Genomic DNA, 24,706 nt, shown 5'->3' on the forward strand with positions numbered 1-24,706 from the left:
TGATCTCCCTGGTAATTGCCATCTGCAAAAGTCAGCAGCTTTGTACAAGTTTTAGATGCTTCATTCATAGAGCTTTGTAGCTAAACATCTTTCTAAAATTACTGGCAATGAACAAGGATAGCTTTATAATGAATGCAGATAAACTACTGATAAAAGAGGACCAGGGTTCCAGCTGGCAGAGTCGTTTTTTTACTGTTTTGTTGAGATTACTGCCAATTAAGCGACAAACGGCTTCGGCAGCTGCTGTTCAGAAACGGGTGCGTAAACTAGCTTTGCGGCCTGCATCCTATGAGCCGAAGAAGCTAGGCAGCGGCGTAACGGTAACAAGGAAAACTTTTGCAGGATGGCCTGTATACTACACCGCACCTACAGATAATGCCGCTGTCCATCATTATGTAGTATTCCTGCATGGTGGTGGTTATATTAATGAGATTGTGCCTGCCCACTGGCGTATCATTGGGGAGATGACCCGCAAGGCTGGCGTTCATTGTGTAGTACCTATCTATCCATTGGCGCCCGGTGCTACTGCCAAGGATATTGTACCGGTGGTAGGAGCATTGCTACGTGATTTAATGATGGATGCCGGTGTCGCAAAAGTAACGTTGATGGGTAATTCGGCAGGAGCGGGTATGTCGCTGGCTGCAGCCCAATGGTTGCGTGATAACGGTTGTATGCAGCCGGAGCAGCTGGTGCTGATTTCACCAGGACTCGATGCAGGTATTAATCGCGCAGAACAAGTGGCTCTGGCTAAATCCGATCCTATCCAGGATATTCCTGGCATGAAGGAAGGCGCTCGTATGTATGCCGGCGAACAGGATATAAGGCATCCTTATGTTAGTCCGCTGAACGGCGACTGTCATGACTTAGCGCCGATGATAATTTTTTCCGGAACATTGGACCTGTTGTATCCCGACAGCGTTGATCTGGCAGCAAAAGCCAGTGCTGCTGGCGTACCTGTCAGGTTGTATTTGAAGCAGGGACAGGTGCATAATTACGTGGCAATGCCTACCCCTGAAGGGCGGGAGGCCATGGGTGTGATCATGCAGGCGATTAGTAAAAATGCGAGGTTATAATAGGCATTTTGTTTTCATCTTTTCTGCTAATTCAAAAATATAGCTGCTTTCAGGAATTTTCCTGAAGGCAGTTTTTATTTCAGGAGGTAGTGCATTATAGCCGATAGCGGCGCCCATTAATTGTCCGGCGATGGCCGCGTTAGTATCGGTGTCGCCGCCACATTGCATAATTCCTTTCATGGCAGTGAGAAAGTCCATGTGAGTGATTTGCTGTGCGGCGAAAATAGAAAATGGAACTGAGCAGGCTACATAGCCAGACGTGCCTATTAATTCAGCGGCAATGGGTAGTTTATAATGTGGGCGTTCAGCGAGTAGGAGCAGACTATCTTTTACTTTGGTGTCAGGAATATGGTCGATGATTGGAGCGATAAGATTTGTTGTGGCGGGTTTGCCTTCCCGGAGGATATTTTGTAGCGCATATAATACACTTATTGCACCAACATAAGCTTCTTCATTTTTATGTGTGATGTAGCAGATGTCGCGGATTAGTTGTCGTTGGGCTGAAACGTCCAAAATGAAGGCTAGTGGCGCTATACGCATGGCGGCGCCATTGCCGGCAGCATATTCTCCACTTCTTCCTGCCAGCGCCCAGTGCGCGCCAACCTGCAATGCTCGCAATGCACTAAGTGTGCTACTGCCAAGACCACGTAGTATCCCTTTGTTATACCATTTCAGCATGGCTTGTGCTACGGCATCGGGCGTCAGCACGGGACTGTCAATGATGGCTTCACAAGTAGCCATCGTTAGCTGTGTATCATCGGTGATGCCATGTATATAGTTAAAGTCGATGTCGGAGATGTATGTCTGCGTTTCATAGAGGCTGCCGATGGCATCACCAACAGCACCGCCTGCGAGGCAGCCTAGGAATTTATCATGAAGGACATTTGGCATAGGAATGATTGTAAAAACATAAGGAAAGGTAACTATTCTTCAGAAGACTGCTATCGTAGATTTTTTGGCAGATGCTTATTTTTTATTAATTTATAAGTTATTTGTTTATTGAGATCATGTGTATGGATATCTATATTCGATACATTGTTTAGCATTATACCACCAAAACCACGCTGTAAAAATGGCAAATCCCCAAGACAGTATTATTAGGGCTATACGAAAAAGAGTGAAAGAACAGTTTCGTAATGATCCAAGTTTGCTTGAAAAGATGCCTAGGCATCATTATTTAGATAGTAGACGTCGCGATAGTTTTACGCAATTGAAACATTTACATCATTTCCGTACTGGTAATGGGTATGGGATGGAAAAAGGAGAAGTGGTGTCGGTTGTTTTGCGAGGATGTGGGTTTACAACTATTCCTGCGGAACTGAAGCAACTGAAGAATTTAAGAAGTCTTGATTTGGCAGGTAATCAATTGGAGGATCTATCAGAACTTATTTTATTTACAAATCTGGAAGACCTCAATTTGTCAGGTAATAGATGTACTGATATTTCTTGCTTAGGCCAGCTATCGAAATTGCAAGAATTGGGTTTGTCTAATAATTACATTGAAAATATTACTCCGCTTAGTTCACTAACAAACCTTAACTATCTTTCATTAGAATCTAATCAAATAGCAGATATCTCTGTTTTGGTGTCTCTACATAAACTACAATCCTTGAGAATTGCTGCAAATCCTATTGTTGATATTGCAGTAGTTAATTATTTGAAAGAGTTAAGGTATTTATATGCCAGCAATTTATCGCTCAGAAATTTACCTGTTTTGGATCTGCCCCGCTTAGTACACCTATATTTAAGTAAAAATGAACTAGATAGTATTGCTGCACTAAAGGAGCTTAAATCCTTAGCAGAGCTTGACTTATCATACAATAATATTAAAGAAATTTCGGTGTTGAGGGAAATGCACTTTCTTCAGACAGTCAACCTTAACGATAATCAGATCTCTAAATTACCAAGATGGTTGTTTGATTGGGATTTGCCATTAAGAAAAAGACTGGAGTACATACCGAATGGTATTTGTATAGATAACAACCCTATCCAAAATATCCCTGTTGAATTGATCTCCATTGGAAAGGAGGCAATACGCGACTACTTTAAATCACTGGATAATGGTGCGCAGCCACTGAACGAAGTAAAAGTTATTCTTTTAGGAGAGGGGGCTTCGGGAAAAACATCTTTGCTGAATTACCTGATAGGTAAGCAACACAACGCGCAGGAAGCGCAAACGCATGGAATCAATATAGACATCAGCAAGTTACCCAATGATGTATTGGTGAAAATTTGGGATTTTGGGGGACAGGATATCATGCATCATACACATCAGTTTTTTTTGACAGAAAGAAGTGTATACGTGCTCGTATTGAATGCCCGAGAAAATACAGATACAGAGAAGTGGTTGAAATTAATACAGGTCTTTGGTGGAAATTCTCCGGTGATTATCGTCACGAATAAGATTGATGAAAACCCATCCAGCCATGAAAATATTAAACATCTTACTGGAAAGTACCCTAATATAAATGGGCGCTATTTACAGATCTCCTGTCAGACAGGAAAAAATCTGCCTGAATTCAAGCAGATGCTGGTTGATACAATCGAAGAGTTGTCCTATGTAAAAACGATGTGGGGAAATAATTGGCTGGGTGTAAAGTCTGAGCTAGAGAAAATGAGAAATGGAGATGAATTGAAGGACTATATCCATTTTGAAGCTTACCGGGAAATCTGTAATCAGCAAGGAGTTGCGGACACCCATCAGGGAACATTGATTAACTGGCTACATCATTTAGGGGCTGTTACTTATTTTCCGGATGCGGGCTTGAATGAAACTAATGTAATCAATCCATCCTGGCTTACCGGGGCATTTTATGCTATCATAAATTCCGCAGAAATAGCCAATAATTATGGGCGTTTTTCTTTATGTCAATTAGATAGAATTCTTGACAAGGAGCGATATCCTATATGGAAATATAATTTTTTAGTATCGCTGATGCTGAAATTTGAGTTGTGTTATAAAATTGATGATAATAATTTTCTCATTCCCGACTTGTTGAGTAAAGAGCAACCCGACTTCAAATTTGATTTTAAGAATGCCCTGAAATTTAAGGTCAAGTACAATGCGTTTCTACCTAAATCTATTTTTCCTAAAATGGTAGTAAAGCGCCATGAAGAGATTAAGAATGACCTGAAATGGAGAACAGGTATGGTGATAGAGGATAAAAACTATGAAGCCAAAGCGGTAGTAATCGTAGATGAGGAAGAAAAGGAGCTTTCTATTGCTGTTGCAGGCGTGGAGAAACGCGGTTACCTGGCAAGTATCGTTACACATTTGGAGAGTATAAATGCGCTGTATCGTGGAATTGATTATGACATGCTGGTACCTTGTTTATGTCAGGAATGTATGAAGGCCACCATTCCCTATTATCATAAATACGTAGTCTTGCAAAAAGCAAGAACCAATAATAGGGCACATGTGATGTGTGAACAATCTATCAAGGATGTTAGCGTGAGTGAGTTATTAGGGGTATTAATAACTAAAGCGGAATTGACCAGAGAATTATCCAGGTTTGTTGGAGTGGCTTCGCATCAATTGAAGATGGACCTGGAAATGGGCAATGTGGATGGCTTTATAGAAACAGTTAAAAGGCTCTTTAGCAGTGTTTCTTATTTCTTATTTGAGAAAAGTGAAAAAGCCTATCATACGCCGTTATTTATAGTACTTCGCTCGATTTTGGGTAAAGAAGTAAGATCTGATGAGATGCAGGCAGGAGGGCGTGCAGATATTGTTATTAATACAGATAAGTTCATTTATATATTGGAACTGAAGCTGAATAGCAGTGCGTCGCGCGCTATTGAGCAAATACGCACCAATAAGTATTATCAGCCTTACCTGGATGAGAAGAAACCGATTGTTCTCGTTGGTATTAACTTCATAAGTACAGAAAGGAATATTGGAGATTATGAATATGCAATAATGGATGTCGCAAAGCATTGACATACATGCCGCTATTTTCATTCAAAAAATTGCACTGCAAGAAATGAAATCTAATTTGCTCAAATGCTAAAAATATTAGTATTTTTGTGCCGGGGCACTTTCATCCGCAAATAGTATAGCAGTGCCATTAGAGTTAGAGCATATCAAAGAAGGTTTGTATTACAGATACAAAAACAGCATCGTGCGCATTGAGGAAATTCATTACCCCTTCCTCCCTATCATGCGCCATGCCATGGAAGCAATCATTATTGAAAATAACGAACTGTTTATGCTCGGTTTTGAGACCTGGGGCAGAGCAGGTGAGTTTATACGTCATCTCTCCAATGACCGCAGTATGGGCCTGAAAAGGACCAATAACACGGGTTGGGGAGTGTGGGTCAATGGGGCCGACTTAAAAACAGAATTACAATTCGTGCATGAAATACAGGAGATGTGGCTGGTGCTATTCCGTGAAGTGCTTCGCCGTAAAGGCGATGAGCCCAAACCTCCACTCAAGCTGGTATACTACCAGATGAAAAATTCTACTGCGGCGGTGAAAACAGGCATAGAAACCAAAGGCAGATATGCCGGTAAATTTATCAATTACAGCGAGGTAATCCCTTATCAGCAACAGCTTTACTACGTAACCTGGGACTGTACTTTCGTGTTCAGGAATATCTCGGTAGCCATTTGGATGGTGACAGAACCCACAGAAGCTAAAGATATTCTTTTTGAGTTCGAAGGCCGCAAATGGGGCCTGGAACTGGTTGCCGGGAAAGGCACCACTGATAAAGATACCAGAGCCGCCGGCAAATGGCTCCATCATCATCTGGCAGAGAATGTATATAAAAGGCTATAGTATCTAGTTTTAGGTGAATACCCACTATATTACTGATATTTGCCTTTTCTGTACATACAATGGAACAATACCTGCAAGCATTTAATATACTTAATGAAGAAGAAATAGCAGCTGTCTTAAAGGCAGGAAATAACCGTGCTATTAAGAAAGATGATTATTTTATCAGGAGTGGACAAACTTGTAAAGCAGTAGCCTTTATCAATAAAGGCATCTTCAGGTCTTTTTATATAAATGAAAAAGGAGAGGAGATCACCAGCTGCTTTATGTTTGCCGGCAGCTTTGTAACAGCCTATGCGTCTTTTCTCACACAATGCCCCACCGCAGAAAATATCCAGGCGATAACACCGGTGGAAATGATCGTAATACCACACGACTTTATCCTCGAACAGGAAAAGAGAAGCATTAACTGGTTGCGATTCCTCAAACTATTGGCAGAGCAGGAATACCTGAGGATGGAACAACGTGTATTAGGACTACTCAAAGAAAGCGCTGAGAAGCGTTATCGTGATCTGCTTGCAAAAAATCCGGCTTATATTCAGTTTATCTCCTTACAGCACCTGGCTTCCTACCTGGGTATTACACAGCGCCACCTGAGCCGCATCAGAAAGGCTGTGACGAATTAGACATTTGTCCTTTTTGCGGCAACACAGATGTCATTGCTTTGCAGTCATGAAAAAGATACTGATTATAAACGGCCATCCGGATAAAGAAAGTTTCAATGATGCACTCATAAACGCCTATTGCAAAGGACTGAATGCTTCTTCCTCTGAGGTTTCCATCATTGTTATAAGAGACCTGCAATTCAATCCCAACCTTCAATATGGATACCGTAAAAGAACGGAATTGGAACCAGACCTGCTGGCAGCTATCGAAAAAATAAAGTCAGCAGACCATATCGTGTGGGTATTCCCTGTATGGTGGTTTGGTAGTCCCGCGATCATGAAAGGCTTTATAGATCGTACCTTTCTTCCAGGCATTACTTTCGAAGCTATTCCAGGAAAACCTTTTATCCGAAAATTACTTGTAGGAAAAACCGCTCATCTCATCGTTACAGCCGATACTCCACGCTGGTATGATATATTGTTTATGGGAAGTCCGGCATTGAACCAATTGAAAAAAGGTACATTGGAATTATGCGGTATCAAGGTGAAAAAAGTCTCGTATATAGCGCCGATGAAGGATTGTAGTGCTGCTTTTCGTGAAAAATGGTTAACCAGGGTGGAACGTCTGGCTGCTGCCTTGAAATAATAATGCCCATAACTTCTGTGCTACAGCGCATCTTCCTATTACAAACATATAAAGCGGTATCAGGTACCGCTTTTTATATTTAATTATTTTTCTGCCATCGGATAAAATTCATGGTCCTTATCCAGATAAACTATATTGAAGACATTTTCTTCAAAAAATCCAGCCACCACTTGCTTACTTTTTTTGGTGATATGCATCGATCCCCAATTTTTATGAGGTAAGTGCTTAGGTGCGGTGAATTTTGAATGACTGGGAAATTCACCATATTGTTTAATGCAGCCTTCCTGAAGGGCTTCCTCACAGGAGTATTTACTTAAATGCCGAATCATTTCCATCAATTCCGCCAGATGACCAAGTGTTTGCCATTCTTTGAAACGCTGCCCTTCCCGAACATCAATGAGGTATTCAAAAGAAAAAACCAGCTTAGGCTTTTTGGGAGGCTGCGGGCCACGCTTTCCTTGTTCTCTTTGATAAGCAGGCAATTGCTTTTCCTTCTTACTCGCCATACAAAAGATCAGTTAGTTTTTTGGTTATCTCTAATGTATCGGCAGCACCAAAAGTATTATCGAGATACTTCTTTGCAAAATCAGAGGTATTGCGAACGGCTTTCACACTAAATTCTGACATAGAATACAAAGTTGAGACGCCAAATTGATCTTTGCTCGTAAACCAGATTTGATCCCTCCTAAGTAATTCCTTGTCTAATAAATTGGTGTCTTGTGCAGTGAAAATAAATTGTGCATTGTGCTTATTATATTGCTGGAATAGCGAAAGCAATTTTTTGGTGAGATTCGAATGAAGCTTACAATCAAATTCATCTATTAATAAAACGCCTCCAAGCCGCAATGTTAAAAAGATTGGCCCCAAAATATGAATTAGCTTTCTAGTGCCATCGGATTCCATTGCCTGATCAAAAGGAACTGAGGATACAATAAGGTTGTTGGCATCATACTTTTTATGATAGGTAATAACTTCACCATCCTTTTCGTCAGCTTCAATGTTGGCTATTTCCAGGTATTTCAGCACAATGGTAACCCACTCCTTGAATTCCGGTTCATCCTTTAGCAGCGAAACAGTTATTTGCGTATATGGTTTCTGGTCAATGCCATCCATTGCAATCGTACTATAAAACCATTCCAAGACATCCTTGCTCACAGGTTGATTGTGCTGGGCGAGGTGGCTTAACATTAAAACATTATTATTTACTTCTGCATGATATTTTTCTCCTTCTGCAAAAGATTCACGATTAATCTGAAAATCTTGCTCCTCCCTGTTAAACAAAAGTATTTCTCTGTCTAATTTTCTATATAACCATTCTTTTTTGATGGTATTGCGAAATATCTCATAACCATACCGATAAATGTATTGCCCTTGTATAAAGGAAACCTCAAACATCGTATTCTCTTTATCAGCAGTGGTGCTGAGCAGAAAATGTTTCTGGTAGATTTTTCGTTGTTTTTCAGGATTTAAAGAATCACGAAATGAATTGAAAATGACATTAGCAAATTCATAATAAGCAGCGATGAAATTACTCTTCCCACTGCCATTAGCACCATAAACTGCGGCCACCTTCAACAGCTCAATCCCCTTGCCGGTTTTGATAATATTCTCCTTCTCCTTTTCCTTAAATGACTTCACTGGAGTCATTAAAAAACTCACTTCATCTTTAAATGAAAGATAATTTTTGAACTTGAATTCTATTAGCATAATAAAGGTGTGGTATTATGCTAAAATAGACGTTATTTATTAAAATTGCAAAAAAATGGTAAATTTTAGCATTAATAACATCCTCGTTATTTTAACATTTTCTCTCCCGGCAAACACCATTCATCACCATATCCTCCAGTTTCAGTAACCCAAAATGCCGTTTCAGTTGTATTTATATCGCAGAATTATAGTAAAATGTGACATTTGCAACGAAAAACAGTCATTTTCAAAGATATGGGAGCAACAAACGATACATTCATCAATAACCGCTGGAAACGAATAGTCATCGTCGTGACCTCGTTTTTCCTGATGTATCTCATCTCTTATATCATCGACCCATTCACTGACTGGCTGCCTAACTTCTTTAATCAGCCGCTCAAAGAAATATTAGCGAACCTTTTAACGACACTGCTTTTTTGTTTCGCTATCAGCGAACTAAGCATCGTTATCAGCAACCAGCTGAATAAAAGACTACCCTGGGTAGAAAGCCCCGGCAAAAGATTTTTTGCCGAAGCGGGCCTCGTACTACTCCTGGTGTCTATCCTTCACTTCCTGATCACCCTCTTTTTTATTTATCTCGTGGTAGGAATAGATGGGGCTACCGCTCAGAAATCATTGTCTATTGAAGAGGCCAGAGGATTGGTGCAATGGTTCGTTACCAGTATTATTATCGCCTTCGTGATAGTGGCCGTCAATACAGGCAACTATCTTATCGTCAACTGGCGCAATGAAGCACTGAAAGCCGCACAACTGAAACAGATAGCCGCTGAAGCAGAGCTGCAGTCGCTGAAACTACAACTAGACCCGCACTTCGTCTTCAATAACCTCAGCGTCCTTTCTGAACTGATATTAGAAGACCAGCAACTCGGTTATGAATATTCTGAGAACTTCGCCAAGATTTACCGTTATCTCCTGGTGAACTCCAAAAAGAATATCCTAACGCTCGCAGAAGAGATAAAATTCCTGAACGCATACGTATTCCTGCTCAAACAGCGGCTGGGACAAGGCGTCCTATTCGATATCAATATCGATAATGATTATTACAATCTTCAGCTGCCGCCACTGACCTTACAACTCCTGGTAGAAAATGCTTTAAAACACAATAAAACGACCAAAAATGAGCCATTGACGATCACCATCAGAAGCAATGATCGCCAGCAGCTAATCGTAGAGAATAGCCTCAATCCTTTAGAACGGACCGCCCCAGGTTCCGGGATAGGGCTGAATAATATCACCCGACGCTATGCGCTAATGGATGCGCCACTGCCCGAAATTTACCAGGACGAAAAAATTTTCAGTGTAACTGTACCACTTTTAAATTAAGGAGAGATGAACATTTTAATTATCGAAGATGAAAGACCCAACGCTGAAAGGCTCAAACGCCTGATTCAGGAAATCCGCCCAACAGCTGTAATAGCTGCCGTGCTGGAAAGTGTAAGCGAAAGCGTTACCTGGCTGCAACAGCATCCGCAACCAGACCTCATCCTCATGGATATCAAACTGGGCGACGGAATCAGCTTCGATATCTTCGATAAAATAACTATACAATCTCCAGTCATCTTCACTACAGCATATGATGATTATGCCATACAGGCTTTCAAACAAAATAGCATCGACTATCTCCTGAAACCTGTAGAAAAAGAAGAACTTATTACTGCCTTCGAAAAATATGATCGTATGGCGCCGACTACCAGTAATATTTCCCTGGAAAAACTCCTGCACGATATCAAACCTAAAAACTACCGCAGCCGCTTCCTGATACCCTACAGAGATGGTTTTAAAACCATTATGGTAGATAGTATCCTGTATTTCTGCTCCGAACAGAAAGCTACTAAAGCCAGACTACTCAACGGCCCCGAAGAAATAGTGCCGCTTACCTTGGATGAATTGGAATTACAACTCGATCCAAAGTATTTCTTTCGCGCCAACAGACAGTTTATCGTCAACATAGATGCCATTGAAGTAGTACATAATTATTTCAACAACAAACTAAAAATCCAGCTTAAAAAATATCCTGATGTTGAAATCATTGTCAGCCGCGACAAAGCACCATTGCTTAAAGCATGGTTAGGTTATTAATCCTTACGATTTTTTAGCTTCATACAATTTCATCATTCGGCCGGTAGTCTTACTGGCTAAGATAGTATATGCCTGTCCGGATGATCGGACGCCTTATGAAATTCCCTTTCTTTTCAGTCTTTCCATTTTACCATTCAGTCGCCATTATTTCCGTTTCAGTCTTTCTACACCTTATCCACGGCTGAAATGGGCGTCCTTTGCCTTGAATTAGAAACTGTAAAAGCAAGAATTATGTACAGGAAATATCTTCCTTCTCTATTAGTTATGATGGGTGCAATATTGCTTTCTTCCTGCGGGCATAGCGCTGAATCAACAGGAGAAATGCCTCCTATGGAAACGGACTTTATTGTATTGACGAAAGGAAATGCGGCTACGCAAAAAGGCTACCCTGGCCTGATGCAAGGTATTGTAAATGTAGACGTAAAACCACAGGTGACCGGATACCTGGAAGCCGTATTGGTAAAGGAGGGAGACTATGTTCAAAAGGGACAGACGCTATTTAAAATTAAACCTGAAGTATATACGGAACAGGTAAATAGCAGCAGTGCTGCTCTCAAAGCCGCGCTGGCGGCCCAGGCCAATGCAAGCCTGGAAGTAGAAAAACTGAAGCCGCTGGTAGCTGGAAAAGTAATTACCGATATCCAGTTGCAAACAGCCCAGGCCAATTTGAATGCTGCCACCGCACAGGTAGAGCAGGCAAAGGCGGCATTGGGATCTTCTAAAATCAATGCGGATTTCACCCTCATAAAAGCGCCAGTAAGTGGTTATATAGGTAGAATTCCCAACAGGATAGGTAACCTCGTTGCGCCGGCAGATCAGGTAGCATTGACTACGCTCGCTGATATCAACACCATCTTCGTCTATTTCTCAATAAGCGAAGCTGATTTTATCGGTTATAAAAAATCTGGTGTAATAGGCGATGGAAAAACCAACAACATCTCTCTTATACTGGCGGATGGCTCTACCTATGACCATCAGGGTACATTGGAAACTGCCAGTGGTAACATAGACCAGACCACAGGAAGTATCACCATGAAAGCGATTTTCTCCAATCCTGAAAAGCTGCTGCGTTCAGGCGGTGCCGCTAAAGTAGTCATCAACAGCACTTTGAATAATGTGATACAACTACCTATTGCCAGCGTAAAAGATATTCAGGATAAATTTTTTGTGTTTAAACTGATAGGCAATAATAAAGTGTCCATGGTGCCGGTGAAAGTACAAGGCGCTGCAACGCACAGCTACTTTGTAAAAGAAGGCTTGCAACCAGGAGATAAGATAGCCATTAACCGCCTGGACATGCTACAAGACAGCATGGTGGTGGCGCCTAAATATCTGTCTGCAGATTCAGTATTTATCAGTAAATAATTTTTTTAAGAAGATTATATGTTAAGAAAGATAATAGACAGACCTGTTCTTGCAACTGTTATCTCTGTCATCATTGTGATCCTGGGGTTACTGGGTTTGAGCAGACTGGCAGTGACCCGGTTCCCTGATATTGCACCGCCTACGGTGATGGTATCTGGTTCTTATCCTGGTGGTAATAGCGAAGCGGTGATTCGTTCTGTAGTAACGCCGCTGGAAGAGCAGATCAATGGGGTGGAAGATATGGAGTATATAAAATCTACTGCCAGCAATGACGGTACCTTTTCTATCTCCATCGTATTCAAACAAGGGGTAAACTCAGACCAGGCGGCCGTAAACGTGCAGAATAGGGTGCAACAGGCCACGCCTGTACTGCCGGAAGAAGTGGTACGCCTCGGCCTCACCACCTCCAAGCAACAGAACAGCATGATCATGCTGTTTAACTTATACACAGAAGATAATAGCCGCTACGATGAAACATTTTTACAGAACTATGCCAATATCAACCTGATCCCACAGATCAAAAGGATCAAAGGGGTAGGACAGGCGCAGATCTTCGGGATCAAGGATTATTCCATGAGGATCTACCTCGACCCGCAGAAGATGTCGGCCTATGGCCTCGTGCCAGCGGATATCTCCAACGCTATCCGTGATCAGAGCCTGGAAGCCGCTCCTGGTAAGCTGGGAGAGGAGTCCAATGCCGCACTGGAATATGTCATCAGATATAAGGGAAAGAAAAATCTGCCGGAAGATTATGACAACATCGTCGTGAAATCTAACGGCGCTAACCTCGTGCGACTCAAAGACGTTGCCAGGGTTGAGTTTGGAGCTATTTCGTATACTGGTGATAACCAAACCAATGGAAAAAATGCGGTGTCTATTGCCATCATGCAAACGACAGGTTCCAACGCCAATGAGATTGAAATCGGTATCACAAAAGAGATTGCCCGCCTAGCGAAATCTTTCCCGCCAGGTATAAAATATTCTAAGGTCATCAGTTCTAAAGACAGACTCGATGAGGCCACATCTCAGGTGAAATCCACACTGATAGAAGCTTTTGTGCTGGTGTTTATTGTGGTGTTCCTCTTCCTGCAGGATTTGCGTTCTACCATTATTCCGGCCATTGCTGTGCCGGTGGCTATTGTAGGTACTTTCTTCTTCCTGTTGGTATTAGGCTTTACGATCAATGTACTCACCTTGTTTGCACTGGTACTGGCCATTGGTATTGTGGTGGATGATGCAATTGTGGTGGTGGAGGCCGTACATAGTAAGATGGAAGGTACCAATCTCAGTGGAAAAGAGGCGACCAAACGCGCTATGCGGGAAATCACTGGTGCCGTTATTTCAATTACACTGGTCATGTCGGCGGTATTTATCCCCATCGGTTTTATGTCAGGGTCGGCAGGTCTCTTCTATAAACAGTTCGCCTATACGCTGGCAACAGCTATTATCATATCGGCAGTAAATGCACTAACGTTGACGCCTGCACTCTGTGCGCTATTTCTGAAGAATAATCACGCTGATGGCGCACATAAGCCATCTAATAGCTTCGGGAAAAGGTTCAGCACCGCTTTCAATGCCGGCTTTGAAAACATGACCGGTAAGTATGTGAAAGGCGTCAGGTTCCTGGCGAAAAAGAAATGGCTCGCAGCGGCTTTGGTTACGATCGTTATTGCTATCGCAGGACTGCTAATGACTTCCACACCTAAGAGTTTTGTGCCACTGGAAGACGACGGATTGATCATGTATTCGTTGACAATGCCTCCAGGTACGGGTCTTACCAAAACTACTGAGGTAGCAAATAAAATCAATGATAAGCTAAAACATTATGAGGCCATCAAAGAAAATACTTCTGTGACGGGTTACAGCTTATTATCTGGTTCCGCAGGTTCTACGTATGCCATGGGCTTCATCAAACTGAAGGAGCGCAAAGACCGTGGAAAAGAGAAAGACATTGCGAAGATATTAACTGCCATCAGTGCAGATTTGGGCACTATCAAAGAAGGTGCTGTATTGGCCTTCCGCATGCCGCCGGTAGATGGTTATGGTATGACAAACGATGCGGAAATAGTACTGCAAGACCGCATGGGTCGTGAACCTAAAGTCTTGAAGGCTAAGGCGGACGAGCTGATTGCCAAATTGATGCAAACGCCTGGAGTGGCCTATGCATATACGATGTTCCGCGCCGACTTCCCACAGCTGGAGCTGGAAGTGGATGAAGATAAAGCAAAGCAAATGGGTGTAGGCGTATCAGATATTTTAAGTACGATACAATCTTATTTCGCGGGTGACCAGGCACATAACTTTTCCCGCTTTGGTAAATTTTACCGCGTGAAGATACAGGCAGATGGCGTATTCAGGATGGATGAACAGGCATTTAAGAACATCTATGTGAAAAATAATAATGGAGAGATGGTGCCGGTAACTACACTTGTGCATTTAAAGAAAGTATATGGCCCTGAGGCAGTAAACAGATATAATCTCTATAATTCACTCAACATCAACGTATCGCCATATCCTGGCGTCAGCAACGGACAGCTTATGGATATCATAGAGCCAGTATTGAAGCAATTGCCTTCGGATTACAGCTATGAATGGACAGGTTTAAGTCTGGAAGAAAAAGCTTCCGGCGGACAGACCATCGCCATTTTCAGCTTATGCTTACTCTTTGTGTACTTGCTGTTGGCCGCGCAATATGAAAGTTATCTGTTGCCATTGGCGGTGATGTTATCTATTCCAACAGGTGTGATAGGTGCATTTGCCGGCGTGCTGGCAATAGGTTTTGATAATAATATTTACGTGCAGGTAGGATTGATTATGTTGATAGGCTTGCTGGCAAAGAATGCCATCCTGATCGTAGAATTTGCGGTACAGCGCAGGCGCGGCGGTATGTCTATTTTGGAATCAGCGGTAGCTGGTGCCAGGTCAAGGTTACGGCCTATTATCATGACATCACTGGCCTTCATCGTAGGTATGATACCGTTAATGTTATCATCTGGCGGTATGGCCTCCGGGAATAAATCTATCAGCGTGAGCGCCGCCATGGGTATGCTTAGCGGCGTTGTCCTCGGGGTATTTTTGATACCAGTGTTATATATGTTTTTCCAGTATTTACAGGAAAAAGTATCAGGTAAGAAAAAGGTTGCTCACCACTAATCTTATTAAAAATGAATGATTCTAATATAAAGCATATACTGACTGGTTTGGGAGCAACGCTGTTGTTAGCTGCTTGTTCTGTCACCAAACCATATTCGCGGCAGCCGCTGGATATGCCGGCGCAGTATAACAGCCCGGTAACGCTGACAGGCGACACAATGCAGCTGCCATGGCGTACATTTTTCAAGGATGCTAAGTTGATATCTCTCGTAGAAAAAGCTTTGCAGAAAAACAGCGATATCAATGTGGGCATCAAAACGATGGAGCAGTTGGACCTGGCAAGGAAGATGGCGAAGCAGGCGTTATTGCCTACTGTCAATGCTACGGCGGGCGCCAATAGAACATGGCAGTCTGCCAATAGTTTAAACGGCTCTCTCACGGAGCAGTTTGCTGGCACCAAATATATCGATGACTTTAATACCAACCTGGCAGTTTCCTGGGAAGTAGATATCTGGCAGAAAGCTAAACTGCAAAGAGAGCAGGCGCGTGCTGATTACTTTGGTCAGAAAGAAAATCTGGTAGCGCTGAAAACCCGCATTATCTCACAGGTAGCACAGGCCTATTATAACCTGGTTAGTCTGGATGGTCAGTTACGTATTGCCCGCGAGAATGTGAGTCTGAATGAAAGCACATTAGCCATGATGCGCTTACAATATAATTCGGGTCAGATAAATTCATTAGCGATTGAACAGGCAGAGGCCCAGAAGAAAACCGCTGAACTCTTGATACCACAGGCATTACAGAATATCGCTATTCAGGAAAATGCACTGAGTATTTTATGTGGAGCATATCCAGGTAGTGTGGAGAGAGCTGCCTCTTTGCAGGAACTACAGCCAGCAATGACGATCAGCGCGGGAGTGCCTGCGCAGTTATTAAGCAGGCGCCCGGACCTGAAAGCAGCGGAATATGCAGTGATGTCGCAAAGCGCTAAAACAGGACTGGCTAAAACAGCGATGTACCCAGCTATCAGCCTGACGGCGCAGGGAGGATTGAACTCCTTTAAAGTGAACTCCTGGTTTGATCTCCCTGGATCTATTACTAAAAATTTGGCTGCTAATATTACGCAGCCGGTGTTCCAGAAGCGCGCGCTTAAAACAGCTTATCAGACGGCGGTGATAGAACAGGAGAAAGCAGCCATACAATTTAAACAGGCAGTATTAGTAGCAGTAGGGGAGGTCTCCGACGCATTGGCAAGCTACCAGGGCGCCGCAGAAAGGCTATCGCTGGTGAAGCAGAAAACGGCCTCCTTGGATAAGGCCACACACGATGCCACACTGCTATATAAAAGTGGAATGGCTACCTACCTGGAAGTGATTAACGCACAGAATTCAAAGCTGCAGAATGACCTGGAACAGATCAACATCGAATTACAACAATTCAATAGCACGGTAGATCTCTATAGAGCGTTAGGAGGAGGAACAGAAGGGCAATAGTTTATATGGACAGTTTTAATTAAGATAGGTTGGCCATCTGTGTGCCAACCAGTTTTCTAGTAGCAAATGGCTGTCTCCATTATTGGAGACGGCCTTTCTGTTTTTACACTTTGTGATTCTGATCACGACCCGCGAAATTATATGCTGCTACTTTTGTTTTAAATCGATGATATGAAACCGCATATGATATTATTGCACGGGCTTTTCGGACAACTGAGCAACTGGAGCAGCGTAGTGGCACATTTCAGCAGCGACTACCAACTGCATATACCGGCACTTCCTATTTATGAGTCGCCCACCGCTGATCAGCTGAGTCATCTGACCACTTTTCTGGAAGACTACATCAAAACCAATCAGCTGGAGAATGTAATATTGGTAGGGAACTCTCTGGGCGGACATGTCGCTATTTTATATGCGGCCAGGCACCCGCAAAATGTGAGACGTCTGGTGCTGACGGGCAGCTCAGGGCTATACGAAAATACCAATATGGGTGGCTTTCCCAAACGTAACACCCACGAATATATCAAAGAACGTGTGGCCTATACTTTTCATGATCCGGCAATGGCAACGGAAGAGATGGTGGAAGAAGTACTCGCCATTACACAGGATTCCCGCAAATGCTTGACAGTACTGCGTGCCGCTAAGTCGGCGCAGCGGCATTACGTTGCAGATCTCTTACCCAACATCACTTCCCCAACGCTATTAATATGGGGTGTTGAAGACCATATTACACCGGTACATGTGGCGCATGAATTTAAGGACTGGCTCCCTGACGCCCGCCTGGTGGTATTTGCAGAATGCGGGCATGTGCCGATGATGGAAAAACCAACAGCATTCAACCAGGTATTAGCGTCCTGGCTGCATGATGCACAATCCAAATAAAATAATACATTTGATGCTTATGAAACTCCCATCTTATTACGAAAGGCTGATCAGGAAATACCCACAGGTATCCATGGAAGAGTGGCAATTGCTCGACCAGCTGGCCACGGTACGTTATATCAAGAAAGGAGAACAATTCCTGCGCATTGGAAAGATAGCCAGGTATGGCGCATTCGTTTTGTCGGGCCAGTTCAAATATAGCTTCACCGGCGAAGATGGCAGTGAGAAAATCATGAACTTCGGTTTCATGGATGACTTCCTGACGAACTGCTTGAGTTATGTTAATAATAAGCCATCATATATGGATATTACTGCACTCGAAGATGCGGTTATATTACGATTCAATATCAAGAAATTACAGCCCTTATACGACCTTCATTCCAGTATACTGCATGTCAATATGCAACTCTACCAGGATATCATGGAACAACAGGCGGAACATCAGTATATTTTATCACTGAAAAGCCCGCTGGAACGATATCGCTTTTTACTACGTCATCGGCCAGCTATCATACAAAAAATATCGCTCACAAATATTGCACGTTATCTTTTTACCAGCCGTGAAGCCCTGAGCCGAGCCAGGGTAATGGTCGCCAGGAAATTTGGAGGACATAGCAGTTTGGGTTCATCGAATACCAGTCTTTTTTCTTTATAAACCCTACACCTCCAAATCAAACTCCACAAACGACAACACCAGCTCCGGCTCTTCTTCATGTGTAATCGTATGCACAAACTTCAGCACCGTCGGTGATGCTTTATACACACTGATTGCCACGTTGAAAGCGGTATTCGGTTGCATGACCCTGTTGGGATGTATGGAAATTGTATCCAGTACAGGTTTGGAGGTTATTCCTATTACTTCCTGTACCCATTGCGCTGCTTCCTGCAATAATATGGTCATAATCAACATACCCGGCACCAGCGGATAACCGTCGAAATGCCCGGCGCAATGAGCTTCCAATATAGGTGATATAGTTGCCGTATAGTCGTAAGGGTTATCGAAATTGTTTCTGGTAACTGTTGGCAAAGGTGCAGTAACGTTAACACTGCCATCACTTTTCAACTGCGCAAATTTCCGCTTAAACTCCCCACCATTCCACATATAATAATCAAACATCAGCAGGTAAATCAACTCCCCGCTTTCAGACATTATATGCATGATGCTTTTGCGTTTACGCTTCTTAATAACCAAACTATCTATCACTGCCTTGTATTGGGTCGTTTCAGTAAATTGACCAATACGTATCGCCCTGAATTTATCTCCCAGCATATATTGATCTGCGCCCGTAGGATACAACCTGTTCGCATTCCAGGCTTCCGCGGAAAGACAATACCTCACTAATTCTATAAAATCATGCATCAAAAAATCCTGCGCACTGCCCAGTTGCACCGTAACTAAATTTCCCTTGGGCACCAGCGGAGACGCGGGAAGTTTGAAGAAAGGCGGCCGCATGCCCGTTTGAACATCAGCAAGCACCCGATCTGCTGGCTGCCTGGAAATACTGAATATATAATCACAAGCACTGTCGTCATCTATTTCTATATTGATGGCAGTAGTTGTCCAGCCCGGCGCTACAGCCGCACAAGCGCCGTTAAAGAACGGCAGTATCACCGGCCATTGCAGCAGATGAATAATATTCAATTTCCTGGCAATTCGGTGATAACGATCATGACCACTGAGTTTAAACGTCACCTCCGCATCAGTAAACGTTTCCACGCTAAATCTGAATTCAGGACTGGCAGTAAGTATGGCTGCAATGATTACCTCTATCACACCACTGGCATCAGGTTCCAGCCCTGGATAAATTTCTGCGACCTTCAATCCTTTGTTATAACCCAGTTGGTATAAAAGCGCTTGTGATAATGCATCAGCTGCATGATCTCCGGCAATAGCATCTGCCTGTTGCAATAATATCCCGTAAAATGCGGCTGTAATGTCTGATAAACTAAGGGCTAATGCTGCTACGTTTTCTGGAATATATAGTTGGTTAATTCTTGCTACCTCCATATCTGGATGGTATTTGTCATCTTTTCTTAATGAAGATAATTCCCGCAAAACCTGCGGCATCACGTACATATCGGGCTTCATGGCTACTTACTTTTAAACAGTTACACAATTTTAAAGCAATACTTATTGGGGGCTTCTTAAATAGTTGGATGTTGTTGGTAATTAATACTGTCAGGATTTCAAACAAAAATACTTTATGATGCTGCATCTGTTATTACAGTGGTGAGATCTTTGAATCTCCTTTATTTGTAAGGGTTTTATGGAGATGCAGATTTTTTGTTGTTTAAATAATTATCAAATTTAAAAGCTGAAATAGTACTTCATGTCCCCTATGTAATTTTACGTTTTGGAAATCATGCACCGGTTGTAATAGATATTTTTTTATAATCAATAGTTTACCCAAAGGGAAATACTATCCTAAAAAAATTATCATGAGAAAGTGTAGTGCTGTCATAACCGCGGTGGGAGGTTATGTGCCGGAAAATGTAGTGCCTAACGCTGTCCTGGAACAAAAGATGGAAATACCTCCCGGTTGGATCCCCAAGTACCTGGGTGTACGCGAAAGAAGAATATTAAATGAAGCGGGTGCAGGTACATCGCGGATGTGTATCGAAACCTCCCTTGAAATCTGTCGTAAGCGAGGCATCTCTCCCGAAATACTGGATGCCATTATCCTGGCCACTTCTACACCGGATATGATCACGCCTTCTACCAGCAATATCGTAGCACATGCCATCGGCGCGTCCAAAGCATGGGCGATCGATATCAATGGTGCCTGCAGTGGATTTATCTCTGCATTGGATATCGCATCCCGATATGTGGAACAAGGCATCTACAAATACGTGCTGGTGCTGGGCGCCGACAAGATGAGTGCCATCATAGATGAAAACGATCGCATTACCGCCGCTTTATTTGGCGATGGCAGCGGCGGTGTTTTACTGGAGCCAGGCCCTTTGGAAAGCGGCATCCAGGACTGTTTCCTTCGCACGGATGGCAGCGGCCGCGACTTCCTCTTCGTTAAAGCCGGCGGCTCTGCATGGCCCGCCACCAGCGATACTGTAGACAATCGAGAACACTTCATGTATATGGATGGAAAAGCCATCTTCGAGTATGCAGTGCTGCAACTAACAGAATCTATTAACGGTATCATGCAGCGGAATAACCTCACTGCAGATGATGTAATCTGGCTGGTGCCACATCAAGCCAACAGACGAATCATTATTCGCACTGCCGAAGTACTTCAATTTCCTGTTGAAAAAATTATGATCAATGTAGACCGCTATGGCAACACCACAGCAGGTACTATCCCGCTCTGTCTCTGGGATTATGAGCCTCAGCTAAAAAAGGGTGATAAGTTGATACTGGCAGCTTTTGGCTCAGGATTTACCTGGGGCGCCATGTATATGATCTGGGATTATGATGCATAATACGCGCTTCTTTCTCTCACCAATAAACAATTAATATGTTATTAGAAAACAAAGTAGCCTTAGTTACAGGCGCTAGCCTGGGTATCGGAAAAGCTGTAGCAATTGATTACGCGGCCAACGGCGCAAAAGTAGTGCTGACAGGCCGCAAGGAAGCCCCGCTTAAAGAAGTCACCGAACAGATTAATGCCGCCGGCGGCGACGCCATCTATGTGGTGGCGGATGTTAGCATCCCGGAAGACTGCGAACGTATGGTGAAGGAGACAGTAGTACATTATGGACAACTGGATATCGCCTGCAATAACGCCGGCATACTCAAACAGCCTACAGACACTGACCTGTTCGCGATCGATGACTGGAAAGAAACCATCGATATCAACCTCAATGGCATGTTCTATTCCATGAAGTATGAAATTCCGGTAATGCTGGCTGCTGGCGGTGGCGTCATCGTTAATATGTCGTCTGTAGGTGGTCGTATAGGCTTGCCCGGTGCAGCGGCATATATCGCCAGCAAGCACGCAAATGTAGGACTGACTATCACTGCTGCATTGGAATATGCTACACGTAATATTCGAATCAACGCCGTGGGACCAGCGTTTATCGATACGCCATTGGTAAGCAATAATTTTGGAGGGATGGATGAAATGCTCAATGGTGCGCAACCTATTGGAAGAATGGGTACACCGGAAGAAGTGGCGTACCTGGTCACTTTCCTGAGCAGCCATAAAGCATCCTTTGCTACCGGAGGCTACTATCCGATTGATGGCGGATACTTGGCACGATAGCAAAAGGATGACTTTTGTTTTAGCGCCGGATAGCGATCTTATGGGATAAGGCATAGTGCTGCAACAAATCATTGAGATCAGCCAGGCAATAGGCATGTGCCGCCTCAAATGACTCCGTCACCAACGATTCTACACCGGATTCCAGGAGTTGAATGATAAATAACCGGGAGAGGATCTTGCCATAAAATACTTGTGCAAGATTATCTTCCGGTATTTGCTGAAATAGCGTCCCTACTTGCTTCAGGTAGCGGGAGGCATCCCTCGTATGTGGAAATACCTGCATCACCTCGAGGAAGTCTGTCTTGCCTTTTGTGGACTCATCCTGCAGACAGTATTGCGTTAGCAACTGGTATAATACATCATTTGCACCACCAAGGATGCTGAAACCTCTTGCATCGGTGAGCGCCTGCGCTGCAAAATTATTCGTGGCATTAAACCGGTAACCATCGGCGCCGCAAAGCTCCAGGTAATGGTTTGCGCTGGTAAACATATAATCCGCTGCCGTAGTTTTGATGGCCTGCAATACAAAGAGGTCTTTAGGAAATTGTTGGAATAAATTGGTTTGTGTCAAAACATAATCATACATGATATCAGCGATTGTTTTGCTCGCGGCTATCATACCCAGTTTAAAACGTACATAGCCCAGGTCTTTTAGTGTAGCCGTGCGCGTTTTACGGGCGGTTACAAACTTATCTGCCTCTTCGTATATGCGTTTAAGGAAGCCTGCTGCCATAGAAGCCCACTGGCTCCAGCCGCCGGAAATGAGCCCCAGCAGCTCTGTGAAGGTGGCGCTGGGGATTTCCAGGCGCTGACTATCGGGAACGAATATATCCAATTCATTGAGGCCGTAATCTGGCAGATGTAATCCCAGTGGATGATACGTTTTTGTTGTCTGAAAACCGCCAGTGCTTTCATAAAGAAAGTAATCTACCGTAGTGGCAGCAGGGCCCTTCTCTTTGTCTTTTGCCACAATCAGCCACCACTCGCTCATCCGACTACCGCTTTGCCAATGTTTACGGCCGGTGATATGATATCCGCCAGCAGCTTGCTCCCACCAGGTTTGCATAGTGGTGGCCCCGGAAGGCGCGTCAGGATCTATCACCGCAAAGCCGGCAAGTTTATTATTATTTATCAGATCTGTAAAAATTCTTTCCTGTAAATCCAGGCTGCCAAAATTGGTAACTGTTCGGCAAAAGATCGTTAATGGCGTCATCAAAAAGAAGCCTAACGAAAGATGGTGGTATCCTGCCAGCCGCATGATGCGGCATACTTCCTCATGACTCTCCCTGCCGCCTATACGCTTTTTGAACAAAGGATGATAGATCCCTGCGGTTACCAGTTCTTCCCACTCATTATGACTCAGATTGCCGATAGGATGTTGGTAATAATCAAATTTTTTGATGACTTCCCCCAGCTGTTGGAGGAAATCTTCCGTGCATAAGTCGGAATATTCCATGGTTACTAGTTTAGGGTTGTCAATCTGATGATGTCTTTTTAAGTTAGTGAAGATATTAGCAGGTACTGCAAGTATATGTGAGTAGAAGAGAATCCTGTGGCATATTCCATCAAAAAAAATATACTTACCTTCCGGCTTCAGTGAATAGTTTTTGTATGACCCAACAGCAGATAAATCCATTTAGACATTCCTGGAAACAATCGGATGATGATACGGCCGGTATCGTGAGAGATAAGGCTGCCCATCAGCAGCTGAGGGCAACACTGCCTCCGGAGGAGGCTACCACATTGGATGAGCAGTTTAAAGCAACATTTGAGCAATTAGAACCCTACTTCTTAAGTAAACGTACAGGTAATATTGAAGAAATTTATGTTGCCCTGAAAGCCCTTACTGCTAAAGGGGGCTCGGCTGTGCTGCTAGGAAACAATGAACTAGGCAGCTACAACGTGGCTATGCTGATAAAGGAAATCGGCATGATGCCCACCGAAATTTTACCGACAGTAAAAGCAATCATCCGCCTGTGCATCATTGCTGGTGCTGATATCTACCATCAGAAAGCGTATATCGGCAATGGTGGCACTATTCCGCTGGAATGGTTGCTGATCTACCTGGGCGGCGGCATAGGACGCAATGGATTGTACCTGACCTCCAGAGAGCAGTACCAGTGCTGCTTTGAGATATTCCCCTGGTTTATCGAAAAGGGCGTCGCTAATCTCTATCGCTTTGAGATTTTTGATGCATTCCTCCGGGACCTGCGGCTGTCGCCGGAAGTAAAGGACATGCAGGAATCGGTAATACATCGGATGATAGAGATGGGGTTACTGCCTTTTGATACCAGAGAATTTTATGTGTCCGCATCTTATTTCAGAAGAATAGCCCTGATAGACATCCATTGGCTCACATTGATCTTCCCGTATGAGGAACCACGGATAAAACCTTACCTGGATAATCTTCGTAAAAATCTCACAGATCATGTGATTCAAAGTTTGTTAAATGCTTTCACCAGTGATCAGCAGCGGAGGAAGCATTTCCGGACTTATTTTATGCAACGTCAACATTGGCTGTTGCAGCAAATTATCAGCATCTCCCCACCAACAATATTTGATTTGGTAAGAAGAAATGAACAGGATATGCTAATGCCTTTCCTGAAATACCAGAAACGGGAATTGGCAGTATTGCGAAATGCAGATGGACAGTCGTTGTTGCAATGGGCGCATATGGTCAGGGGAGTATCACCTAAAACCATTCTACTCCTGCAACAAGCCAGTCTTTGAGCAGGCAAACAACGGCGTGTTACCTGAATTGTCATAGAATT

General features: G+C 43.4%; 20 protein-coding genes. 15 read left to right on the forward strand and 5 right to left on the reverse strand.

The genetic code is table 11. The features are described from left to right. Window positions 1-107: 107 nt before the first annotated feature. Window positions 108-1,073, forward strand: a complete 966-nt coding sequence (locus tag ACE38W_RS02740) for an alpha/beta hydrolase (RefSeq protein ID WP_375828696.1) — start codon at window positions 108-110, stop codon at window positions 1,071-1,073. On the opposite strand, the gene ACE38W_RS02745 is transcribed toward ACE38W_RS02740, so the two are convergent. Next, entirely contained in the window at window positions 1,068-1,964 is an 897-nt protein-coding gene (locus ACE38W_RS02745) for an ADP-ribosylglycohydrolase family protein (protein ID WP_375828697.1), read from the reverse strand. The genes ACE38W_RS02740 and ACE38W_RS02745 overlap by 6 nt on opposite strands. A 181-nt stretch (window positions 1,965-2,145) precedes the next feature. Between ACE38W_RS02745 and ACE38W_RS02750 the strand changes: the two genes are divergently transcribed. The 4 genes from ACE38W_RS02750 to ACE38W_RS02765 all read left to right on the forward strand — a co-directional run bounded on the left by ACE38W_RS02750 (window position 2,146) and on the right by ACE38W_RS02765 (window position 7,099). Further along, window positions 2,146-5,013, forward strand: a complete 2,868-nt coding sequence (locus tag ACE38W_RS02750) for a COR domain-containing protein (RefSeq protein WP_375828698.1) — start codon at window positions 2,146-2,148, stop codon at window positions 5,011-5,013. Between the two features lie 121 nt (window positions 5,014-5,134). Then, on the forward strand, window positions 5,135-5,851 hold the full coding sequence (locus tag ACE38W_RS02755) for a hypothetical protein (RefSeq protein ID WP_375828699.1): 717 nt from the start codon (window positions 5,135-5,137) through the stop codon (window positions 5,849-5,851). A 59-nt stretch (window positions 5,852-5,910) separates the two neighbouring features. Then, the gene (locus tag ACE38W_RS02760) at window positions 5,911-6,474 is read left to right on the forward strand and encodes a Crp/Fnr family transcriptional regulator (protein WP_375828700.1); all 564 of its coding nucleotides are present in this window, start codon (window positions 5,911-5,913) and stop codon (window positions 6,472-6,474) included. A gap of 46 nt (window positions 6,475-6,520) precedes the next feature. Then, complete coding sequence (locus tag ACE38W_RS02765; protein ID WP_375828701.1) at window positions 6,521-7,099, forward strand: NAD(P)H-dependent oxidoreductase; 579 nt, start codon at window positions 6,521-6,523, stop codon at window positions 7,097-7,099. An 83-nt stretch (window positions 7,100-7,182) separates the two neighbouring features. Here the strand turns inward: ACE38W_RS02765 and ACE38W_RS02770 are convergent, their stop codons facing one another. Both ACE38W_RS02770 and ACE38W_RS02775 read right to left on the reverse strand, forming a co-directional pair. Beyond that, window positions 7,183-7,605 carry a hypothetical protein gene (locus ACE38W_RS02770; RefSeq protein WP_375828702.1) on the reverse strand — a complete coding sequence of 141 codons (423 nt, stop codon included), beginning with the start codon at window positions 7,603-7,605 and terminating at the stop codon, window positions 7,183-7,185. Further along, entirely contained in the window at window positions 7,595-8,806 is a 1,212-nt protein-coding gene (locus tag ACE38W_RS02775) for an ATP/GTP-binding protein (protein WP_375828703.1), read from the reverse strand. Before ACE38W_RS02775 ends, ACE38W_RS02770 begins: the two co-directional genes overlap by 11 nt. A gap of 204 nt (window positions 8,807-9,010) precedes the next feature. Between ACE38W_RS02775 and ACE38W_RS02780 the strand changes: the two genes are divergently transcribed. The 7 genes from ACE38W_RS02780 (at window position 9,011) to ACE38W_RS02810 (ending at window position 18,373) form a co-directional block, all read left to right on the forward strand. After that, the gene (locus ACE38W_RS02780; RefSeq protein WP_375828704.1) at window positions 9,011-10,129 is read left to right on the forward strand and encodes a sensor histidine kinase; all 1,119 of its coding nucleotides are present in this window, start codon (window positions 9,011-9,013) and stop codon (window positions 10,127-10,129) included. A 6-nt stretch (window positions 10,130-10,135) separates the two neighbouring features. Then, a complete protein-coding gene (locus ACE38W_RS02785) occupies window positions 10,136-10,885 on the forward strand; it encodes a LytR/AlgR family response regulator transcription factor (protein WP_375828705.1) in 750 nt (249 codons plus the stop codon). A 231-nt stretch (window positions 10,886-11,116) separates the two neighbouring features. After that, entirely contained in the window at window positions 11,117-12,250 is a 1,134-nt protein-coding gene (locus ACE38W_RS02790) for an efflux RND transporter periplasmic adaptor subunit (protein ID WP_375828706.1), read from the forward strand. Window positions 12,251-12,268: 18 nt separating this feature from the next. After that, complete coding sequence (locus tag ACE38W_RS02795; RefSeq protein ID WP_375828707.1) at window positions 12,269-15,403, forward strand: efflux RND transporter permease subunit; 3,135 nt, start codon at window positions 12,269-12,271, stop codon at window positions 15,401-15,403. An 11-nt stretch (window positions 15,404-15,414) separates the two neighbouring features. Beyond that, window positions 15,415-16,836, forward strand: a complete 1,422-nt coding sequence (locus ACE38W_RS02800) for an efflux transporter outer membrane subunit (RefSeq protein ID WP_375828708.1) — start codon at window positions 15,415-15,417, stop codon at window positions 16,834-16,836. Window positions 16,837-17,007: 171 nt separating this feature from the next. Continuing rightward, a complete protein-coding gene (locus ACE38W_RS02805) occupies window positions 17,008-17,718 on the forward strand; it encodes an alpha/beta fold hydrolase (protein ID WP_375828709.1) in 711 nt (236 codons plus the stop codon). A gap of 19 nt (window positions 17,719-17,737) precedes the next feature. Then, window positions 17,738-18,373, forward strand: coding sequence for a Crp/Fnr family transcriptional regulator (locus ACE38W_RS02810; RefSeq protein WP_375828710.1), 636 nt, complete (start codon window positions 17,738-17,740; stop codon window positions 18,371-18,373). A gap of 3 nt (window positions 18,374-18,376) precedes the next feature. Here ACE38W_RS02810 and ACE38W_RS02815 read toward each other — a convergent pair whose 3' ends face one another. Continuing rightward, window positions 18,377-19,807: a hypothetical protein gene (locus ACE38W_RS02815; protein ID WP_375828711.1), complete on the reverse strand. Its 1,431-nt coding sequence runs from the start codon at window positions 19,805-19,807 to the stop codon at window positions 18,377-18,379. A 350-nt stretch (window positions 19,808-20,157) separates the two neighbouring features. Here ACE38W_RS02815 and ACE38W_RS02820 point away from each other — a divergent pair, with 350 nt between their 5' ends. Together ACE38W_RS02820 and ACE38W_RS02825 are read left to right on the forward strand one after the other, a co-directional pair. Next, window positions 20,158-21,153 carry a 3-oxoacyl-ACP synthase III family protein gene (locus ACE38W_RS02820; RefSeq protein WP_375828712.1) on the forward strand — a complete coding sequence of 332 codons (996 nt, stop codon included), beginning with the start codon at window positions 20,158-20,160 and terminating at the stop codon, window positions 21,151-21,153. A 35-nt stretch (window positions 21,154-21,188) separates the two neighbouring features. After that, window positions 21,189-21,935: an SDR family NAD(P)-dependent oxidoreductase gene (locus tag ACE38W_RS02825; protein ID WP_375828713.1), complete on the forward strand. Its 747-nt coding sequence runs from the start codon at window positions 21,189-21,191 to the stop codon at window positions 21,933-21,935. Window positions 21,936-21,954: 19 nt separating this feature from the next. Here ACE38W_RS02825 and ACE38W_RS02830 read toward each other — a convergent pair whose 3' ends face one another. After that, on the reverse strand, window positions 21,955-23,391 hold the full coding sequence (locus ACE38W_RS02830) for an acyl-CoA dehydrogenase family protein (protein WP_375828714.1): 1,437 nt from the start codon (window positions 23,389-23,391) through the stop codon (window positions 21,955-21,957). A gap of 155 nt (window positions 23,392-23,546) precedes the next feature. Between ACE38W_RS02830 and ACE38W_RS02835 the strand changes: the two genes are divergently transcribed. After that, on the forward strand, window positions 23,547-24,665 hold the full coding sequence (locus tag ACE38W_RS02835; RefSeq protein ID WP_375828715.1) for a hypothetical protein: 1,119 nt from the start codon (window positions 23,547-23,549) through the stop codon (window positions 24,663-24,665). The last annotated feature ends 41 nt before the right edge of the window (window positions 24,666-24,706 follow it).

It is taken from the genome of Chitinophaga sp. Hz27 (assembly GCF_042263525.1).
Taxonomy (GTDB): Bacteria; Bacteroidota; Bacteroidia; order Chitinophagales; family Chitinophagaceae; genus Chitinophaga.

Coding starts and splice junctions, on each gene's coding strand:
- ACE38W_RS02770 (WP_375828702.1), bottom strand. CDS start 7,605: ATGGCGAGTAAGAAGGAAAAGCAATTGCCTGCTTATCAAAGAGAACAA.
- ACE38W_RS02740 (WP_375828696.1), top strand. CDS start 108: ATGAACAAGGATAGCTTTATAATGAATGCAGATAAACTACTGATAAAA.
- ACE38W_RS02835 (WP_375828715.1), top strand. CDS start 23,547: ATGACCCAACAGCAGATAAATCCATTTAGACATTCCTGGAAACAATCG.
- ACE38W_RS02830 (WP_375828714.1), bottom strand. CDS start 23,391: ATGGAATATTCCGACTTATGCACGGAAGATTTCCTCCAACAGCTGGGG.
- ACE38W_RS02785 (WP_375828705.1), top strand. CDS start 10,136: ATGAACATTTTAATTATCGAAGATGAAAGACCCAACGCTGAAAGGCTC.
- ACE38W_RS02825 (WP_375828713.1), top strand. CDS start 21,189: ATGTTATTAGAAAACAAAGTAGCCTTAGTTACAGGCGCTAGCCTGGGT.
- ACE38W_RS02800 (WP_375828708.1), top strand. CDS start 15,415: ATGAATGATTCTAATATAAAGCATATACTGACTGGTTTGGGAGCAACG.
- ACE38W_RS02765 (WP_375828701.1), top strand. CDS start 6,521: ATGAAAAAGATACTGATTATAAACGGCCATCCGGATAAAGAAAGTTTC.
- ACE38W_RS02805 (WP_375828709.1), top strand. CDS start 17,008: ATGAAACCGCATATGATATTATTGCACGGGCTTTTCGGACAACTGAGC.
- ACE38W_RS02760 (WP_375828700.1), top strand. CDS start 5,911: ATGGAACAATACCTGCAAGCATTTAATATACTTAATGAAGAAGAAATA.
- ACE38W_RS02815 (WP_375828711.1), bottom strand. CDS start 19,807: ATGAAGCCCGATATGTACGTGATGCCGCAGGTTTTGCGGGAATTATCT.
- ACE38W_RS02790 (WP_375828706.1), top strand. CDS start 11,117: ATGTACAGGAAATATCTTCCTTCTCTATTAGTTATGATGGGTGCAATA.
- ACE38W_RS02820 (WP_375828712.1), top strand. CDS start 20,158: ATGAGAAAGTGTAGTGCTGTCATAACCGCGGTGGGAGGTTATGTGCCG.
- ACE38W_RS02810 (WP_375828710.1), top strand. CDS start 17,738: ATGAAACTCCCATCTTATTACGAAAGGCTGATCAGGAAATACCCACAG.
- ACE38W_RS02795 (WP_375828707.1), top strand. CDS start 12,269: ATGTTAAGAAAGATAATAGACAGACCTGTTCTTGCAACTGTTATCTCT.
- ACE38W_RS02745 (WP_375828697.1), bottom strand. CDS start 1,964: ATGCCAAATGTCCTTCATGATAAATTCCTAGGCTGCCTCGCAGGCGGT.
- ACE38W_RS02750 (WP_375828698.1), top strand. CDS start 2,146: ATGGCAAATCCCCAAGACAGTATTATTAGGGCTATACGAAAAAGAGTG.
- ACE38W_RS02775 (WP_375828703.1), bottom strand. CDS start 8,806: ATGCTAATAGAATTCAAGTTCAAAAATTATCTTTCATTTAAAGATGAA.